This window comes from Pseudomonas sp. Irchel s3a12 (assembly GCF_900187485.1).
Classification (GTDB): Bacteria; Pseudomonadota; Gammaproteobacteria; order Pseudomonadales; family Pseudomonadaceae; genus Aquipseudomonas; species Aquipseudomonas neuropathica.
In genome coordinates this window covers 184,569-201,888 of record NZ_FYDN01000006.1, presented here as the reverse complement: position 1 = coordinate 201,888, position 17,320 = coordinate 184,569, and the positions used below count along the sequence as shown (strand labels likewise).

General features: G+C 59.1%; 15 protein-coding genes. 7 read left to right on the top strand and 8 right to left on the bottom strand.

Going from position 1 to position 17,320, the window contains the following annotated elements; all coding sequences use genetic code 11:
* Positions 1 to 3: 3 nt before the first annotated feature.
* Positions 4 to 579: a hypothetical protein gene (locus CKW14_RS12400; protein ID WP_095049768.1), complete on the bottom strand. Its 576-nt coding sequence runs from the start codon at positions 577 to 579 to the stop codon at positions 4 to 6.
* 116 nt (positions 580 to 695) lie between these two features.
* Between CKW14_RS12400 and CKW14_RS12395 the strand changes: the two genes are divergently transcribed.
* Positions 696 to 1,895 (top strand): glycosyltransferase family 1 protein, encoded by a 1,200-nt coding sequence (locus CKW14_RS12395; RefSeq protein ID WP_095049767.1) that lies wholly within the window; start codon positions 696 to 698, stop codon positions 1,893 to 1,895.
* Positions 1,896 to 2,003: 108 nt separating this feature from the next.
* On the opposite strand, the gene CKW14_RS12390 is transcribed toward CKW14_RS12395, so the two are convergent.
* The 3 genes from CKW14_RS12390 to CKW14_RS12380 form a co-directional block, all read right to left on the bottom strand.
* The gene (locus CKW14_RS12390) at positions 2,004 to 3,107 is read right to left on the bottom strand and encodes an NADH:flavin oxidoreductase (RefSeq protein ID WP_095049766.1); all 1,104 of its coding nucleotides are present in this window, start codon (positions 3,105 to 3,107) and stop codon (positions 2,004 to 2,006) included.
* 194 nt (positions 3,108 to 3,301) lie between these two features.
* Entirely contained in the window at positions 3,302 to 3,784 is a 483-nt protein-coding gene (locus tag CKW14_RS12385) for a glutathione peroxidase (RefSeq protein WP_095125403.1), read from the bottom strand.
* 123 nt (positions 3,785 to 3,907) lie between these two features.
* Entirely contained in the window at positions 3,908 to 4,393 is a 486-nt protein-coding gene (locus CKW14_RS12380; RefSeq protein WP_008085027.1) for a peptidylprolyl isomerase, read from the bottom strand.
* On the opposite strand from CKW14_RS12380, the gene CKW14_RS12375 reads away from it, so the two are divergent.
* Genes CKW14_RS12375 through CKW14_RS12365 form a run of 3 tightly spaced genes read left to right on the top strand, consistent with a single transcriptional unit; the run spans position 4,362 to position 7,751 of the window.
* Positions 4,362 to 4,688, top strand: a complete 327-nt coding sequence (locus tag CKW14_RS12375; protein WP_093436299.1) for a DUF3565 domain-containing protein — start codon at positions 4,362 to 4,364, stop codon at positions 4,686 to 4,688. The two genes, CKW14_RS12380 and CKW14_RS12375, sit on opposite strands and share 32 nt — an antisense overlap.
* A 60-nt stretch (positions 4,689 to 4,748) precedes the next feature.
* Positions 4,749 to 6,848, top strand: coding sequence for a phosphate acetyltransferase (pta, locus tag CKW14_RS12370; RefSeq protein ID WP_095049764.1), 2,100 nt, complete (start codon positions 4,749 to 4,751; stop codon positions 6,846 to 6,848).
* Positions 6,849 to 7,751 (top strand): acyltransferase, encoded by a 903-nt coding sequence (locus tag CKW14_RS12365; RefSeq protein WP_095125402.1) that lies wholly within the window; start codon positions 6,849 to 6,851, stop codon positions 7,749 to 7,751.
* A gap of 302 nt (positions 7,752 to 8,053) precedes the next feature.
* On the opposite strand, the gene cysN is transcribed toward CKW14_RS12365, so the two are convergent.
* From cysN to CKW14_RS12345, 3 genes are all read right to left on the bottom strand, one after another.
* Positions 8,054 to 9,952 (bottom strand): sulfate adenylyltransferase subunit CysN, encoded by a 1,899-nt coding sequence (gene cysN / locus CKW14_RS12355; RefSeq protein WP_095125400.1) that lies wholly within the window; start codon positions 9,950 to 9,952, stop codon positions 8,054 to 8,056.
* Between the two features lie 9 nt (positions 9,953 to 9,961).
* Positions 9,962 to 10,879, bottom strand: a complete 918-nt coding sequence (gene cysD, locus CKW14_RS12350; RefSeq protein ID WP_007912374.1) for a sulfate adenylyltransferase subunit CysD — start codon at positions 10,877 to 10,879, stop codon at positions 9,962 to 9,964.
* A 246-nt stretch (positions 10,880 to 11,125) separates the two neighbouring features.
* Complete coding sequence (locus tag CKW14_RS12345) at positions 11,126 to 11,884, bottom strand: Nif3-like dinuclear metal center hexameric protein (protein ID WP_095049760.1); 759 nt, start codon at positions 11,882 to 11,884, stop codon at positions 11,126 to 11,128.
* A gap of 103 nt (positions 11,885 to 11,987) precedes the next feature.
* Here CKW14_RS12345 and algW point away from each other — a divergent pair, with 103 nt between their 5' ends.
* The 3 genes from algW to CKW14_RS12330 all read left to right on the top strand — a co-directional run bounded on the left by algW (position 11,988) and on the right by CKW14_RS12330 (position 16,071).
* A complete protein-coding gene (algW, locus tag CKW14_RS12340) occupies positions 11,988 to 13,145 on the top strand; it encodes a Do family serine endopeptidase AlgW (RefSeq protein WP_038357545.1) in 1,158 nt (385 codons plus the stop codon).
* An 88-nt stretch (positions 13,146 to 13,233) separates the two neighbouring features.
* Positions 13,234 to 15,339, top strand: coding sequence for a TonB-dependent siderophore receptor (locus CKW14_RS12335; protein ID WP_095049759.1), 2,106 nt, complete (start codon positions 13,234 to 13,236; stop codon positions 15,337 to 15,339).
* Between the two features lie 12 nt (positions 15,340 to 15,351).
* Positions 15,352 to 16,071: a DUF4198 domain-containing protein gene (locus CKW14_RS12330; RefSeq protein WP_095125399.1), complete on the top strand. Its 720-nt coding sequence runs from the start codon at positions 15,352 to 15,354 to the stop codon at positions 16,069 to 16,071.
* A 193-nt stretch (positions 16,072 to 16,264) separates the two neighbouring features.
* On the opposite strand, the gene hisC is transcribed toward CKW14_RS12330, so the two are convergent.
* Complete coding sequence (gene hisC, locus CKW14_RS12325; RefSeq protein ID WP_095125398.1) at positions 16,265 to 17,317, bottom strand: histidinol-phosphate transaminase; 1,053 nt, start codon at positions 17,315 to 17,317, stop codon at positions 16,265 to 16,267.
* Between the last annotated feature and the right edge of the window lie 3 nt (positions 17,318 to 17,320).

Here is a 17,320-nt window from a genome sequence, read left to right as displayed (position 1 = left end):
GCCTCAGTGGAAAAAGCTCCACGTCCCGATCAGCACCAATGCCCACAGGCCGATGCCTGGAACGATGATCAAAAAATTCCAGGCATTCAGGCGGTTGTTGCCCAAGCCTTGCGGATCGTTGGCGGCCAGGTTGATCAGTTGCTGGCCTTCACTGGCGACATAAGCTCTGAGCGGCAGCAGTGCCATAGCAAACAAACTCAGGTACAACAAGCCTTCGAAATGGCTCGATAGTTTATCGAGCACCACTGCAAGCAACGTCAATACAACAAACACCGTTGCCCACTGCTCAAGATCCCAGCTGGATTTTCGGCCGCTGTCGTGAATCGTTTTGTCTGCATGACGATACAGCCTGTGCACGAAAAATATATAGAAGATACCGCGCGCCACAGGCCACAGCTCTTCCTGCGTCCGCTGCTTGTACAGGCTCCAGTTTTTGTACGACCAATAATAGAAATACAGGCCAAAACTGAGCACCGACAGCAGAATGAATTTCCATCTGGCAACCACGTAAAATCCCGCAGCCTGCACATCTTCGTTCAACAGATTCGCCTCAGGGGACGCGTAGACATTTTCCGCCATAGCCATTTCCTTGGTTCAAACGTTCAATCAAGGCTAACGACCGACTGGCGAAAATATTGAGCCCAGCGGGGCCAGTGGCTGTCATCAATCCATCATCAACTCGACACAATGACGACATGGCCTCAGTCGACACTGGGGTCATGACGACAGCTCTACATATCACTCTGATCAGCGAAACCTTCCCACCGGAAATCAACGGGGTGGCCAATACCCTTGGCCGCTTGTGCGATGGACTGCGCGCGCGTGGGCATCAGGTTGAACTGGTGCGGCCGCGTCAGGCCGGTGATCCGCAGCGCAGTGAAGATGACGCGCTGCTACTGTGTCGGGGCTGGCCGTTGCCGGGATATCCGGGGCTGCAATGGGGTCAGTCGTCGATGCACAAACTGCTGCGGCGCTGGAAGCGCCAGCGTCCCGATGTGCTGTATATCGCCACGGAGGGACCGCTCGGGTTATCGGCCCTGCGTGCGGCGCGACGTCTGGGGATTTCGGTGGTCAGTGGGTTTCACACCAATTTTCAGCAATACACCAGCCAATACGGGCTCGGTCTGCTGACGCGGATGCTCACGCATTATTTGCGCTGGTTTCACAATCGCTCGGCCATGACGTTGGTGCCGAGCGTCAGCCAGCGCCTGGAACTGGAACGGCGGCATTTCGAGCGCTTGGCACTGTTATCGCGCGGTGTCGACAGCCAGTTGTTTCATCCGAGCAAACGGCTGAATGCCTTGCGTGAGCAATGGGGCCTGTCCGAGCAGGACATTGCGGTGATTCACGTAGGACGACTCGCGCCGGAGAAGAACCTTGGCCTGCTCAAACGCTGCTTCGAAAACCTGCGTGACACTTATCCACAGCGCAATCTGAAACTGATCGTGGTCGGTGACGGACCGCAACGGCTGGCGCTGGAAAAGGATTTGCCCGGGGCGGTTTTCTGCGGTGCGCAGCGCGGTGAAGCGTTGTCGGCGCACTATGCGTCTGGAGATTTGTTTCTATTTCCGAGTCTGACCGAAACCTTCGGCAATGTGGTGCTGGAGGCACTGGCCTCGGGACTGGGTGTGGTGGCTTACGATCAGGCTGCGGCGGCGCAGCATATTCGCCATGGCTACAACGGCGTGCTGGCGATGCCTGGTGATGAGCAAGCCTTTTGCGAGGCGGCGGCATGGTTGCTGGAAGAGGATGAGAGGTTGCGCTGCGTGCGCCTGAATGCGCGCCAGCATGCGAGTCGCCAGGGCTGGCCGGCGGTTATCGAGCAGTTTGAAAAGCATTTGCGCGGGGCTTGTGTGGGGGAGCAAGTGGTGCCGAATGCGCAGACATTGCCTTGAATCCAGGCGACTTGGAGACCGCTATCGCGAGCAGGCTCACTCCTACAGGGGAATGCATTCCAATTGTAGGAGTGAGCCTGCTCGCGATGGCGTCAGTACAGCCGCTGGTTAAACCAGCGTCATCAACGCCTCACGGCTGAACGGCAAAATATCCTGCTCACGCCCTTCGCGGACTTTCTGCGCCCAATCCGGATCGACCAGCAACGCACGCCCCACCGCCACCAGATCGAACTCCTCTTTATTCAGACGCTCCAGCAGATTCTCCAGACTGGCCGGTTGCGCGACCTTGTCGGTGTTGACCATGAATTGCAGGAACTCGCCATCAAGGCCAACACTGCCAACGGTGATGGTCGGCTTGCCGGTGAGTTTGCGGGTCCAGCCGGCCAGGTTCAGCTCGGAACCGTCAAATTCCGGCTCCCAGAAGCGGCGCGTCGAGCAGTGGAAAATATCCACGCCAGCGTCAGACAGCGGCTTGAGGAATTCACCCAGCGCTTCCGGGGTTTGCACCAGACGTGCGGTGTAATCCTGCTGTTTCCACTGCGAGAAACGGAAGATGATCGGGAAACCTTCGCCGACCGCTGCACGTATGGCTTGAATCAGTTCGATGGCGAAACGCGAACGGTTGGCCAGGCTGCCACCGTATTCGTCGGTGCGCTGGTTACTGCCCTCCCAGAAAAACTGGTCGATCAGATAACCGTGGGCGCCGTGGATTTCCACGCCGTCCATGCCGATGCTTTGTGCATCTTTGGCCGCTTGGGCGAAGGCTGCGATCACATCTTGAATGTCTTGTTTAGTCATGCCGTGCACCACGACCTGACCGTCTTTGATTTTTTCCGACGGACCGTAACCCGGCACGCTAGCGTCCGGCTCGGTGCCGATTCGGCGCACGCTGCCCACGTGCCACAGTTGCGGAACAATCTTGCCGCCTTCGGCGTGAACCGCGTCGACGACTTTCTTCCAGCCGGCCAATGGCGCGTCGCCAAAGAACTGCGGTACGTTCGGATAACCGTTGGAGGCAATGTGGCCGACGGTAGTGCCTTCGGTGATGATCAGGCCAACGCCCGCGGCAGCGCGACGACGGTAGTACTCAATGACTTTCGAATTAGGCACGCCGCCCGGGGAAAAGGAGCGAGTCATCGGCGCCATGACCACGCGGGTCGGCAATTCGAGGGCACCGAGTTGGAACGGTTTGAACAAGGCTTGAACGGGCATCGAAGGACTCCACAGAGAAGGCTTTATGACGGCGATAATATGGAGACGCGAACCCTTTGAACAGCACTATTGATTTGGGTGATTAAGGATTAAAAGACGCAACGCAAAAGATCGCAGCCTCCGGCAGCTCCTACACGGGGTTTGAGGTCACCTGTAGGAGCTGCCGAAGGCTGCGATCTTTTGATCTTGCTGTTTCAGCTCAGCGCTTTTTCAATCGCATGCACAATGGTCGGATCATCCGGCGCCGTGCGCGGCGAGAACCGCGCCAGCACGCGGCCGTCCTTGCCGAGCAGAAACTTCTCGAAATTCCAGGTGATATCACCGGGAAACTCCGCGCCCTCGCCCGCCAGCAGACGGTAGAGCTGGTGACGATCATGACCGTTGACTTCAAGCTTGCTCGACAACGGGAATGTCACGCCATAGTTGAGGCTGCAGAACTCTTGAATTTCCTTTTCGCTGCCTGGTTCCTGGCCGGCAAACTGGTTGCATGGCAGGCCCAGCACGCTGAAACCTTTGCCTTTGTATTGCTGATAGAGGTTTTCCAGCGCCGCGTACTGTGGGGTCAAGCCGCATTTGGAGGCGACGTTGACCACCAGCACGACTTGGCCCTTGAACGGCGCCAGCGGTAGCTCCTGACCATCCAGGGCTGTCAACTTAAGGTCGTGAAAAGCACTCATGACGAACTCCAAGATTCCCGTGTTCTACTCGAAACAGCCACTTGGCGAGGTCACCAAGGACAGCCGCGGACTAAAAAGGCGCCCGCAGGCGCCTCTCCAGTACTCGAAGCTTAGCGCAGAAAATCAGTGGTGATGGCCACCTTCGCCATGGACGTGGCCATGAGCGATTTCTTCCTGGCTGGCATCACGGATGTCAACGATCTTCACTTTGAAGTTCAGGCGCTGACCGGCCAGTGGGTGGTTGCCATCAACGGTCACGTCATCGCCGTCGAGGTCACGGATGGTGACGATTTGCATCTGGCCGTCCGGCGCCGAAGCGTGGAACTGCATGCCGACTTCCAGCTCGTCAACGCCTTCGAACATGCTGCGGCTCAGGGTGCTGACCAGCTCGGCGGCGTATTCGCCGTAAGCGTCTTCCGGCTCAACGGAAACTTCCAGCTCGTCACCAACAGCTTTGCCATCCAGAGCTTTTTCCAGGCCCGGGATGATGTTGCCTGCGCCTTGCAGGTAGACCAGCGGAGCGCCGCCGGCGGAGCTGTCGATGACCTCACCAGCGTCGTTGGTCAGGGTATAGTCGATGGAGACAGCCTTATTGGCGGCGATCAGCATGGGGCGAGACCTTTTGCATAAGAATATAGAAAGGCCAAGTTTAGCGAAGCAATCGCGCGAAAGCGAACACAACCCGGACAAACGGGTTTCGACGATCGCAGGCTTTCATCAGGACGAGGACGGTCACTGGGTCGTCGAGCTTTCCTGTGGCCACACCCAGCACCTGCGCCATCAGCCGCCCTGGCAATCGCGCGCCTGGGTGCTGGACCCGGCGCAACGTATTGAAAAAATAGGCCAACCCTTTGCCTGCGGTTGGTGCGCACAAGGCTCGGTTAGCGATAACCTTGGCGACTGAATTTCGGTAGGTCGTCAGCTATAGGCGATCGCCATTGCCATGCAACTTTAGAGAATTCGCATGCAAACTTTTTTTATCGCGCCCACCGATTTTGGTGTGGGTCTGACCTCCATCAGCCTCGGGCTGGTGCGCACGCTTGAGCGAGCCGGGCTGAAAGTCGGTTTCTTCAAACCGATTGCGCAGCCGCATCCGGGTGACACCGGCCCCGAGCGCTCCACCGAACTGGTGGCGCGCACCCACGGGTTGAAACCGCCACAACCGTTGGGCCTGGCGCACGTCGAGCGGATGCTCGGCGACGGTCAGCTCGATGAGCTGCTCGAAGAAATCATCACCCTCTATCAGCAAGCCGCCATTGGCAAAGACGTGCTGGTCGTCGAAGGCATGGTGCCGACCCGCAGCGCCAGCTATGCCGCACGGGTCAATCTGCACTTGGCCAAGAGCCTGGATGCCGAAGTGATTCTGGTCTCGGCACCGGAAAACGAAGTGCTCGCCGAACTCTCCGGCCGTGTCGAATTGCAGGCGCAATTGTTTGGCGGCCCGAAAGACCCGAAAGTCCTCGGGGTGATCCTCAACAAGGTCAAGACCGAAGAGAGCATGGACGCCTTCGCTGCGCGCCTGAAGGAGCATTCGCCGTTGCTGCGCAGCGGTGATTTCCGCCTGCTCGGCTGCATTCCCTATCAGCCGGAACTCAACGCACCACGTACCCGTGATGTTGCCGACCTGATGGGTGCACAAGTGCTTAATGCCGGTGATTACGAAACCCGCCGGATGACCAAAATCATCATCTGCGCGCGGACCATGCGCAACACCGTCGAGCTGCTCAAGCCCGGCGTGTTGGTGGTGACGCCGGGCGATCGCGACGACATCATCCTCGCAGTCAGTCTGGCCGCGATCAACGGCGTGCCGCTGGCCGGCCTGCTGCTGACCAGCGACACCCTGCCCGATCCGCGCATCATGGATCTGTGCCGTGGTGCGTTGCAGGCCGGTTTGCCTGTGCTGTCGGTGAGCACCGGTTCCTACGACACCGCCAACCTGCTCAACGGTCTGAACAAGGAAATCCCGATCGACGACCGCGAGCGTGCGGAGATCATCACCGATTTCGTCGCCAGCCATCTCGATGCCAAATGGCTGCACCAGCGCTGTGGCACGCCACGGGAAATGCGCCTGTCGCCAGCAGTATTCCGCTATCAGTTGATCCAGCGTGCGCAAGCGGCGAACAAGCGCATCGTCCTGCCTGAAGGCAGTGAGCCGTTCACCGTGCAAGCGGCGGCAATCTGTCAGGAACGCGGCATCGCCCGCTGCGTGTTACTCGCCAAACCGGAAGATGTCGAAGCCGTGGCCCGCGCCCAAGGGATCGTGTTGCCGCCGGGCCTGGAGATCCTCGATCCTGACCTGATCCGCGAGCGCTATGTCGAACCGATGGTTGCCTTGCGCAAGACTAAAAGCCTCAACGCGCCGATGGCCGAACAGCAACTGGAAGACACCGTAGTGATCGGCACCATGATGCTGGCGCTGGACGAGGTCGACGGCCTGGTCTCGGGCGTGATCAACACCACTGCCAACACCATTCGCCCGGCCCTTCAGTTGATCAAGACTGCGCCGGGCTGCACGCTGGTGTCGTCGGTGTTCTTCATGCTCTTCCCTGAGGAAGTGCTGGTTTACGGCGACTGCGTGATGAACCCGCACCCGAGTGCCACCGAACTGGCCGAGATTGCCCTGCAAAGCGCCGACTCGGCAGCGGCCTTCGGCATCACCCCGCGCGTGGCAATGATCAGTTACTCCAGCGGCGAATCGGCCACCGGCGAAGAGGTCGAGAAAGTCCGCGAGGCCACCCTGCTCGCCCACGAACAACAGCACTCGCTGCTGATCGACGGCCCGCTGCAATACGACGCTGCCGCCAACGCAGACGTCGCCCGGCAACTGGCGCCAAACAGTCAGGTGGCTGGTCGCGCCACGGTGTTCGTCTTCCCCGATCTGAACACCGGCAACACCACGCACAAAGCCGTGCAACGCAGCGCCGATTGCGTCAGCCTCGGCCCGATGCTGCAGGGCCTGCGCAAACCGGTGAACGATTTGCCGCGTGGCGCGCAGGTCGATGACATCGTCTACACCATCGCCCTCACCGCGATTCAAGCCGCCAACCGACCTATGGATGTGTAAATGCTGGATTTTCTACCTGCACCCGTGCGCGGCGTGATCGCTTCGCTGCTGTTAGCACTCAATACGATTCTGCTGTGCTCGTTTCTGTTTTGCGTGGCGCTGATCAAAGTGCTGCCATTCGACCTCGCCCGACGCGCCTCGCTGTGGCTGATGAGCCACACCCACGAAGCGTGGATCAGCAACAACAAGGGCTGGATGAATCTGGTTCGGCGTACACGCTGGCACCTCAGCGGTCTGCAAGGACTCGATTACCAACACTCGTACCTGATCACCAGCAATCATCAGAGCTGGGTGGATATTCTGGTGCTGCAATACGTGCTCAACCGAAAGATCCAACCGTTGAAATTCTTCCTCAAACAGGAGCTGATCTGGGTGCCGGTGATCGGTCTGGCGTGGTGGGCGCTGGGCTTTCCGTTCATGAAGCGCTACTCCAAGGCGTATCTGACCAAGCATCCGGAGAAGAAAGGCAAAGACCTCGAAACCACCCGCAAGACGTGTGCGAAATTTCGCAATAACCCGGTGGGGATTTTCAACTTCGTCGAAGGCACACGCTTCACCGAAGGCAAACATGCGCAGCAGCAGTCGCCGTTCAAATATTTGCTCAAGCCCAAGGCTGGCGGGATCGCCTTTGTGCTGGATGCAATGGGCGAACAGCTGGAGTCGATCGTCAACGTGACGATCCACTACCCGGCCGGGCGTCCGGGGTTCTGGGATTTGCTCTGCGGTAATGTGCGCGATGTGGTGGTGCACTTTGAAGAGCTGAAGATTCCGCAGCAGTTCATTGACAAGAACTACGATCAGGACGGTGAATATCGCCTGCAGTTCCAAGGCTGGATCAATCAGCTGTGGCTGGACAAGGATGCGCTGCTCGAACAGATGCACCGCGAATATCCTTCCGTATGATCGTTCCCACGCTCCTCGTGGGAATGCCTCACTGGACGCTCTGCGTCCGCTTTAGATGGGACGCGGAGCGTCCCGAGCTGCATTCCCACGCAGAGCGTGGGAACGATCACGAAATATCCGGGCAAACACTAACCCCCTGTAGGAGTGAGCCTGCTCGCGATAGCGGTGTGTCATTCAACATTGTTGGTGGCTGATCCACCGCTATCGCGAGCAGGCTCACTCCTACAATGGACCGAGTTGGCCCCAATAAAAAAGCCCGCCGATGATTGCTCATCGGCGGGCTTTTTGTTTGTCGCTAACGCTTAGATCGCGCCACGCTTGCGCAGCAGATCCAGCACTTGCTTGACGCTGTCTTCCAGACTCAGCGTCTGCGTGTCGATCACCAGATCGGCATCCAGCGGCACGTCGTACGGGAAGGATTCGCCCGGGATGTTGTCGCCAGCGGCGGCATACAGACCTTGCGGATCACGCTCGGCGCAGACAGCCGGCGAGGCCTGCACGTAGACCGTCAGCAGACGATCCTTGCCGATCAGATCCTTGGCCTGCTCGCGACCTTCAGCGCTTGGCGCGACGAACGCCGCCAACGTCAGCAAACCGGCTTCGTTGAACTGACGCGCGACGTGCGCGGCACGACGCCAGTTTTCGGTACGCCCGGCGCGATCCTGTGGCAGACCTTTGTTCAAGTCATGACGCAGGTTCTGACCATCCAGTACAAACACCGCACGACCCATGTCGAACAACTTGCGCTCGACGGCGTAAGCCAGCGTGCTCTTGCCCGCGCCCGACAGGCCGCTGAACAGCACGGTCGCCGGTTGCTGGCCGAAGCGCTGGGCGCGCTCTTCAGTGGCCACGTGCGCCAGTTTGCCGTGATGCGTGGCAGTGCCATGCGTCACCGGTTGCGCGACGATCATGCCGGCGCCGACGGTGCCGTTGGTCAAGCGATCGATGACGATGAACGCGCCGGTGGTGCGGTTGCTTTCGTAACCGTCGAGGGCGATCGGCGCGTCGAGCGCAATCTTCACCTTGCCGATTTCGTTGAGCTGCAACGCGCTCGCCGGGCCTGCTTCCAACGTGTTCACGTCGACCTTGTTGACGATGCTGGCAATCGAGCCCGGCACGTAGCTGGTGGCGCGTTTGATGTCGTATTTCTTGCCCGGCAGCATCGGCTCTTCAGCCATCCACACCAGCATCGCTTCGAAGCTGTCGGTGACCGGCGGCACGTTGTCGGCATGCACCAACAGGTCGCCACGGGAGATGTCGATTTCGTCTTCCATGGTCAGCGTTACGGCCTGACCTGGACCGGCGTGTTCCAATTCACCTTCGAAGGTGACGATGGATTTCACCCGGCTGCTTTTGCCCGACGGCAGCACCACGACTTCGTCACCCTTGTGCACGATGCCGCTGGCCAGCGTGCCAGCGAAACCACGGAAGTTCAGGTTCGGACGGTTGACGTACTGCACCGGGAAGCGCAGATCGGTGAAGTTGCGATCGCCCGCCACTTCCACGGTCTCGAGGATTTCCATCAGCGACTGGCCGGTGTACCACGGCGAGCGCTCGGACTTGTTCACCACGTTGTCGCCCTTGAGGGCAGACATCGGCACGAAGTGCATGCTGGTCGGCTTCATCTTCAAGCCTTCGGCGAACTTCAGGTAGTCAGCCTTGATCGACTCGAACACGCCTTCATCGAAGTCTTTCAGGTCCATCTTGTTGATGGCGACGACGATGTGTTTGATCCCCAGCAAGGACGCAATGAAGCTGTGGCGACGGGTCTGGGTCTGCACGCCGTAACGCGCGTCGACCAGAATGATCGCCAGGTCACAGGTGGACGCTCCGGTGGCCATGTTGCGGGTGTACTGCTCATGGCCGGGGGTGTCGGCGATGATGAATTTGCGTTTGGCGGTGGAGAAATAGCGGTAGGCGACATCGATGGTGATGCCCTGCTCGCGCTCGGCCTGCAGGCCGTCGACCAGCAACGCCAGATCGATGTCGTCACCGGTGGTGCCAACTTTCTTCGAGTCGCGGGTGATCGCTTCGAGGTGATCTTCGTAGATCATCTTCGAGTCGTGCAGCAGGCGCCCGATCAGGGTGCTCTTGCCGTCATCGACGTTACCGCAAGTCAAAAAGCGCAGCAGCTCTTTACGTTCGTGCTGGCCCAGGTAGGCGAGGATGTCCTCGCTGATCAAATCAGATACGTGCGACATGACAGCCCCTTAGAAATAGCCTTGACGTTTTTTATCTTCCATCGAGCCGGCGCCATCGTGGTCGATGACTCGGCCCTGGCGCTCGGAAGTTCGCGTCAGGAGCATTTCTTGAATGATGTCCGTGAGGCTTTCGGCCTCGGACTCCACGGCGCCCGTCAACGGGTAGCAGCCAAGGGTACGGAAACGCACTTTCTTTTTGACGATGCGCGCTTTGTCTTCGTCGGACAGGTGCTCGAGGATGCGCTCGTCGTCGATCATGATCAACGTGCCGTTCTTCTCGATCACTTCGCGTTCAGCGGCGAAGTACAGCGGCACAATCGGGATGCCTTCGAGGTAGATGTACTGCCAGATGTCCAGTTCGGTCCAGTTCGACAGAGGGAACACACGAATGGATTCGCCCTTGTTGACCTTGCCGTTGTAGACGTTCCACAGCTCTGGACGCTGGTTTTTCGGGTCCCAGCGGTGCTTGCTGTCGCGGAACGAGTACACGCGCTCTTTGGCACGGGATTTCTCTTCATCGCGACGGGCGCCGCCGAAGGCTGCGTCGAAACCATGCTTGTCGAGTGCCTGTTTCAGGCCCTCGGTCTTCATGATGTCGGTGTGCTTGGCGCTGCCGTGGGTGAACGGGTTGATGTTCTGCGCCACGCCATCGGGGTTGATGTGGGTGATCAGGTCCAGGCCCAGTTCTTCGACCATCTTGTCGCGGAACTTGTACATCTCCTGGAATTTCCAGCGGGTGTCGACGTGCATCACCGGAAACGGCAGTTTGCCCGGGAAGAACGCCTTGCGTGCCAGGTGCAGCATCACGGCGGAGTCTTTACCGATGGAGTACAGCATCACCGGGTTATCGAACTCGGCGGCCACCTCGCGGATGATGTGGATGCTTTCCGCCTCCAGCTGTTTCAGATGCGTCAGTTTGTCGACCATGGCTACTCACGAAAACTTTCTTATGAACGGCCAGCGGGCCGTGTTCGAGCGGGAAATCCTAGCACAGCGGCCTCTTCTAATCAGGACGCCAACTAGATCGAAAGGGTATATGAATATGCCCACTCGTTTGGGCGCCGCCTCCTGTAGGAGCTGCCGAAGGCTGCGATCTTTTTGATCTGGTCTGTTAAAAAACAAGATCAAAAGATCGCAGCCTTCGGCAGCTCCTACATAGGGAACGGCGTGGAGTCAGATCGGGTTCGGGCAGTCGATGAAGATATGTTCAACGGCAAAGCGTTTCGCCAGGTAGTCGCCCAATGCCTGTACGCCGTAGCGTTCGGTGGCGTGGTGGCCGGCGGCGATGAAGCTGATGTCGTTTTCGCGGGCGCTGTGGAAGGTCTGCTCGGACGCTTCTCCGCTCAGGTACAGATCAACGCCTGCCGCGACGGCCTGATCGATATAGCCCTGACCGCCACCGGTGCACCAGCCAACCCGACGGATCATCGGATTACCTTCTATCAGCAAAGGTTCGCGACCCATGACTTCTTGCACCTTGCGGGCGAAATCGCGTGCGGTCATCGGTTCTTTCAAAGACCCGACCAGACCAACGATTTTCAGATTATCCGGGTCCAGCGGCCCTTCCACAGTGATGTCCAGTTGACGCGCCAGTTGCACGTTGTTGCCGACATCAGGATGCAGATCCAGCGGCAAATGGTAAGCGAGCAGACTGATGTCGTGCTTGAGCAATGTCTTCAGTCGACGCTGCTTCATGCCAGTGATGCACGGGTTCTCGCCCTTCCAGAAGTAACCGTGGTGCACCAGCACCAGATCCGCCTCGGCTTCGACGGCGGCATCCAGCAACGCCTGACTGGCGGTGACGCCGCTGACGATGCGCATCACTTGCGGCCGGCCTTCGACCTGCAAGCCGTTGGGGCAATAATCGGCAATTTTCGAGCTGCTGAGGTAACGGTCGGCTTCTTCGACGAGGGTGCTGAGGGCAACGGCCATGAAAGACTCCTAAATATCCCGTTCAGAGGCGCGCGCGGCCTCGTATAATGCGCGACATTATGGGCGGTCTGACCCCGCCTGCAACTTTTCCAGGACGTGCTTAATGCTCAAGGCGCTGCGTTTTTTCGGCTGGCCGTTGTTGGCCGGTGTGCTTATCGCTCTGTTGATTATTCAGCGTTACCCGCAGTGGGTCGGGCTTCCGAGCCTCGACGTCAACCTGCAACAGGCCCCGCAAACCACCAGCGTGCAACAGGGCCCGGTGTCCTATGCCGACGCGGTGACCATTGCCGCGCCTTCGGTGGTCAACCTCTACACCACCAAAGTCATCAACAAACCGGCGCATCCGTTGTTTGAGGATCCGCAGTTCCGCCGTTTCTTCGGCGATAACTCGCCGAAGCAGAAACGCATGGAATCGAGCCTCGGTTCCGGCGTGATCATGAGCCCGGAAGGCTACATCCTGACCAACAACCACGTGACCAGCGGCGCCGACCAGATCGTCGTGGCCCTGAAAGACGGTCGCGAAACCCTCGCCCGCGTCATCGGCAGCGACCCGGAAACCGATCTCGCGGTGTTGAAAATCGATCTGAAAACCCTGCCGGCCATCACTGTCGGCCGCTCCGACAACATTCGCATCGGCGACGTTGCATTGGCCATCGGCAACCCGTTCGGCGTTGGCCAGACCGTGACCATGGGCATCATCAGCGCCACCGGGCGTAACCAGTTGGGCCTGAACAACTACGAAGACTTCATCCAGACCGACGCGGCGATCAACCCGGGTAACTCCGGCGGTGCGCTGGTCGACGCCAATGGCAACCTCACCGGCATCAACACGGCGATCTTTTCCAAGTCCGGCGGCTCGCAAGGCATCGGCTTTGCGATTCCAGTGAAGCTGGCAATGGAAGTGATGAAGTCGATCATCGAGCACGGTCAGGTAATTCGTGGCTGGCTGGGCATCGAGGTGCAGCCGCTGACCCAGGAACTGGCCGAGTCGTTCGGCTTGTCCGGGCGTCCGGGGATTGTTGTGGCGGGGATTTTCCGCGATGGCCCGGCGCAGAAGGCTGGCCTGCAACTGGGTGATGTGATTCTGAGCATCGATGGCGAGCCGGCCGGAGATGGCCGTCGTTCGATGAACCAGGTTGCGCGGATCAAACCGACCGACAAAGTGACGATCCAGGTGATGCGCAACGGCAAAGAACTGAAGCTCACCGCAGAAATCGGCCTGCGTCCGCCACCGGCGCCGGTGAAAGAAAAAGAAGAATAAAACTTCGTTCGCGCCAATCGCGCTAATAAAATACATTCTCAAAAGGCATGTTATATTGTTTCAATTCTAAGAATTGGAACAACATAACATGTCGTCTCGAACAAAGGCTTCCCTGCTCGGCCTGAGCCTTGGTCTGCTGGTCGATCCAGCCTTCGCCGAAGAACCCAAGCCGCTTGAACTCGACGCCATCAGCGTCATCTCCGACTACGAATCGCCGACCGGCCCGGTCAAGGGCTATCGCGCCACACGCTCATCCAGCGCAACCAAAACCGACACCGCGATCCGCGATATACCGCAGGCGATCAGCGTAGTGCCCGCCAGCGTGCTCAAGGATCTGGGCAGCACCAGTGTCGAGCGCGCGCTGGATTTTGCCGGTGGCGTATCCAAGCAAAACAACTTCGGCGGCCTGACGCTGTACGAATACAGCGTGCGCGGCTTCACCACGTCGGAGTTCTACAAGGACGGCTTCAGCGCCAACCGGGGTTATCCGAGCACGCCGGACGCGGCGAATATCGAGCGCATCGAAGTACTCAAAGGCCCCGCCGCCAGTCTGTATGGTCGAGGCGATCCCGGCGGCACGGTGAACATCGTCACCAAAAAACCGCAGCCCGAAGCCTTCACCACTCTGCAAACCAGCGCCGGCAGTTGGGATCGCTATCGCACCGCGCTGGACGTCAACACACCGCTGGATGATGAGGGTGATGTGCTGTCGCGAATCAACCTCGCGGTTGAGGACAACAACAGTTTTCGCGATCACGTCGACAGCCAGCGCGTATTCGTCGCGCCCTCGATCAGCTGGCAATTGAACCCGGACACGTCGCTGCTGGTGGAAAGCGAAATCGTTCGTCACAGCTCGACCTTTGATCGCGGCATCGTCGCGCCCAACAATAAATGGAGCGGTGTTTCGCGCTCGACTTTCCTTGGCGAACCCAACGACGGAAACATCGATAACCACAACAATCTGCTTCAGGCCACGCTGGAACATCACCTCAACGACAGCTGGAAGCTGCGTCTGGCCAGTCATTACAAGGAAGGCAAACTCTGGGGCGATGCTTCGGAAAGTCGTCCATTGAACGCCAACGGCCACACCGTCAACCGCCGCTATCGCGAGCGCGACACGAACTGGCACGACAGCATCACCCAACTGGAACTGCGCGGTCTGTTCGATCTCGGCCCGTGGCAACACGAATTGCTGATTGGCACCGAGTACGAAAACTTCCGCAAGAACGAGCGCGTCACCACTATTGCTGGCGGCCCCTACGCCCTCGACATCTACAAGCCGATCTACGGCCAGCCGAAACCCAACGGCGCGCGTTCGGGTACTGACTTCTTCGAACAGGTCGAAAGTCATGCACTGAACCTGCAAGACCAGATCGTCTTCACCGACAAACTGCGCGGGATGGTCGGCGCGCGCTTCGAGCATTTCGATCAGCACATCGACGATCACAGCCGCAACGCCACCAGTAATCAACGTCACGACGCGCTCACCCAGCGGGTCGGCCTGCTCTATCAACTGACGCCGGAAACCGGGTTGTTCGCCAACGCCTCGACCTCGTTCAAACCGAACAATGGCCTCGACGCCGCCGGCAAATCCTTCGACCCGGAAGAAGGCGTCGGCTACGAAATCGGCATCAAGAACGAACTGTTCGACGAACGCCTGAGCAGCACCCTCGCCTTCTTCCACATCGACAAAGAAAACGTTCTCGCCCTAGACCCGGCCACCGACACCAGCCGCGCCATGGGCAAGGCACGCAGTCGCGGCTTCGATTGGCAGGTCACCGGGCAAGTCACCGATGCGGTGCGAGTCATCGGCGCCTTCGCCTACATCGACGCCGAAGTGACCAAGGGCGACGCGGTGATTTCCACCGGCAGCCGCATCCTCGGCGTGGCCAAGCGTAGCGGCAGCCTACTCGGTGTTTACGAATTTCAGGACGGCCATTTGCGTGGTTCGGACGTCGGTGCAGCGTTCACCTACGTCGGCGATCGCTCGGGAGAATCCGGCAGCGACTTCAAATTGCCGGCGTATCACACCGTCGACCTGCTCGCGCATTACAAGGCCAGCGACAACGTCACTGTCGGCCTGAACCTGAACAACCTCTTCGACGAGAAGTATTACGAGCGCTCCTACAGCAACTACTGGGTCAACCCCGGTGAGCCGCGCAATTTCACCGTCAGCCTGACTCTCAACCTGTAAAAGGACGTCACCATGCAATACGGCAAATCCCTTGTGCTTATCGCCGCGCTGTTCGCCGGTCAGGTATCGGCCCATGGCCTGTGGACCGAACAACGTCGTGGCAACATCGAAGTGGTCTACGGTCATGGCGCTGAGGACAACGCGTTCAAGGCGCAGAAGATCAGCGGCGCGTGGGCTTACAACGCGAGCGGCAAGATGATTCCGGTGAGCGTCGAGCGCCTGACGGATCACGCACGACTGAAACCACTGAAAGCTCCGGCCGTCCTGGCCGTGGCGCTGAACAACGGCATGTGGTCGCAGACTGCTGACAAAAAGTGGGTCAACGAAGGCCGGAGCAAAGTGCCGGGCGCTGTCGAGGCGACCGAGACGTTCAAGTACAGCCTGGCGATTTATCAGCCGGGAGCGAAGTTGCCAAAACTGGATCAGATCAAATTGCTGATTCTTCCGGAGGTTGATCCGCTCACCGTGGGGCCAGGGAAATCATTACCGGTGCGGGTGCTGCTCGATGGCAAACCGGCGGCGGGGGTGAAGTTGATTGGCGATTATCGCAGTGCACCGAACACGTTGAGCACCGAGACTGACAAGGATGGTCGGGCGCAGGTGTTGGTGAGGAATGAAGGGTTGAATGTGATTGCGGCGCAGGTCGAGGTGCCGGTGAAAGGCAGCGCAGATGTGGATAGCCGCGGCTTGTTCACCTCACTGACCTTCCTCGGCGAAGCGCATCACGAATAAGAGCAGACCCTCACCCCAGCCCTCTCCCGGAGGGAGAGGGAGCCGACCGAGGTGTGAGACTTCATGCATCGACCTGAAAGACCAGGTCGATTATGGATTCAATACAAATCGTGCACGTCGACGAAACTCTGCAATATCCCCCAATCAATCCCCTCTCCCTCTGGGAGAGGGCTAGGGTGAGGGGCTTTTGCTTTTATAGGTCGCCCAGGCCATCGATCAGCGCCTGATTCTGCTCCGGCGTGCCAATCGAAATCCGCAGGAACTGCGCAATCCGCTCCTGCTTGAAGTGCCGCACGATCACGCCCTGCTCACGCAGCTTGGCCGCCAGCCCCGCCGCATCATGCTGCGGATGCCGGGCGAAGATGAAGTTCGCCGCCGACGGCAGCACTTCAAACCCCTTGGCCTGCAACTGTGCAATCACCCACTCACGGCTCTCGATGACCAGACGGCAAGTCTTGTCGAAATACTCACGATCTTCGAACGCCGCTGCCGCACCGACAATAGCCAGACGATCCAGCGGATAGGAGTTGAAGCTGTTCTTGATCCGCTCCAGCGCCTCGATGAGATCGGGATGGCCGACCGCCAGACCAACGCGCAAACCCGCCAAAGAGCGCGACTTGGACAAGGTCTGCGTCACCAGCAGGTTCGGATAACGGTCCACCAGACTGATCGCGGTTTCGCCGCCGAAGTCTATATACGCCTCGTCCACCACGACCACCGAATCCGGGCTGGCCTTGAGGATCTGCTCAACCGCGTCCAGTGCCAGCAGGCAGCCGGTTGGCGCGTTCGGGTTAGGGAAGATGATCCCGCCATTCGGCTTGGCGTAGTCGGCCGGATCGATCTGGAACTGCGCGTCCAGCGGCACCGCATCAAACTCGATGCCGTACAAACCGCAGTAAACCGGATAGAAGCTGTAGCTGATGTCTGGGAACAGCAGTGGCTGATCGTGTTGCAGCAGACCGTGGAAGATGTGCGCGAGCACTTCGTCCGAACCGTTGCCGAGGAAAACCTGATTGCTCTGCACACCGTAATACTGGGCGACGGCGGTTTTCAGCAGGTCGCTGTTCGGGTCCGGGTACAGACGCAGGTTGTCATTCAGTTCGGTCTGCATCGCTGCCAAGGCTTTTGGCGACGGGCCGTACGGGTTTTCATTGGTGTTGAGCTTGACCAGTTTGGTCAGCTTCGGTTGTTCGCCCGGCACGTAGGGCACCAGATCCTTGACGAACGGGCTCCAGAATTTACTCATCGC

What these genes read in the sequence shown, in the direction of transcription:
- algW (WP_038357545.1), top strand. Translation starts at nt 11,988, where the DNA reads ATGCTCAAGGCGCTGCGTTTTTTCGGCTGGCCGTTGTTGGCCGGTGTG.
- CKW14_RS12345 (WP_095049760.1), bottom strand. Translation starts at nt 11,884, where the DNA reads ATGGCCGTTGCCCTCAGCACCCTCGTCGAAGAAGCCGACCGTTACCTC.
- cysD (WP_007912374.1), bottom strand. Translation starts at nt 10,879, where the DNA reads ATGGTCGACAAACTGACGCATCTGAAACAGCTGGAGGCGGAAAGCATC.
- CKW14_RS12390 (WP_095049766.1), bottom strand. Translation starts at nt 3,107, where the DNA reads ATGCCCGTTCAAGCCTTGTTCAAACCGTTCCAACTCGGTGCCCTCGAA.
- CKW14_RS12400 (WP_095049768.1), bottom strand. Translation starts at nt 579, where the DNA reads ATGGCGGAAAATGTCTACGCGTCCCCTGAGGCGAATCTGTTGAACGAA.
- cysN (WP_095125400.1), bottom strand. Translation starts at nt 9,952, where the DNA reads ATGTCGCACGTATCTGATTTGATCAGCGAGGACATCCTCGCCTACCTG.
- pta (WP_095049764.1), top strand. Translation starts at nt 4,749, where the DNA reads ATGCAAACTTTTTTTATCGCGCCCACCGATTTTGGTGTGGGTCTGACC.
- CKW14_RS12365 (WP_095125402.1), top strand. Translation starts at nt 6,849, where the DNA reads ATGCTGGATTTTCTACCTGCACCCGTGCGCGGCGTGATCGCTTCGCTG.
- CKW14_RS12380 (WP_008085027.1), bottom strand. Translation starts at nt 4,393, where the DNA reads ATGCTGATCGCCGCCAATAAGGCTGTCTCCATCGACTATACCCTGACC.
- CKW14_RS12335 (WP_095049759.1), top strand. Translation starts at nt 13,234, where the DNA reads ATGTCGTCTCGAACAAAGGCTTCCCTGCTCGGCCTGAGCCTTGGTCTG.
- hisC (WP_095125398.1), bottom strand. Translation starts at nt 17,317, where the DNA reads ATGAGTAAATTCTGGAGCCCGTTCGTCAAGGATCTGGTGCCCTACGTG.
- CKW14_RS12395 (WP_095049767.1), top strand. Translation starts at nt 696, where the DNA reads ATGGCCTCAGTCGACACTGGGGTCATGACGACAGCTCTACATATCACT.
- CKW14_RS12385 (WP_095125403.1), bottom strand. Translation starts at nt 3,784, where the DNA reads ATGAGTGCTTTTCACGACCTTAAGTTGACAGCCCTGGATGGTCAGGAG.
- CKW14_RS12330 (WP_095125399.1), top strand. Translation starts at nt 15,352, where the DNA reads ATGCAATACGGCAAATCCCTTGTGCTTATCGCCGCGCTGTTCGCCGGT.
- CKW14_RS12375 (WP_093436299.1), top strand. Translation starts at nt 4,362, where the DNA reads ATGGAGACAGCCTTATTGGCGGCGATCAGCATGGGGCGAGACCTTTTG.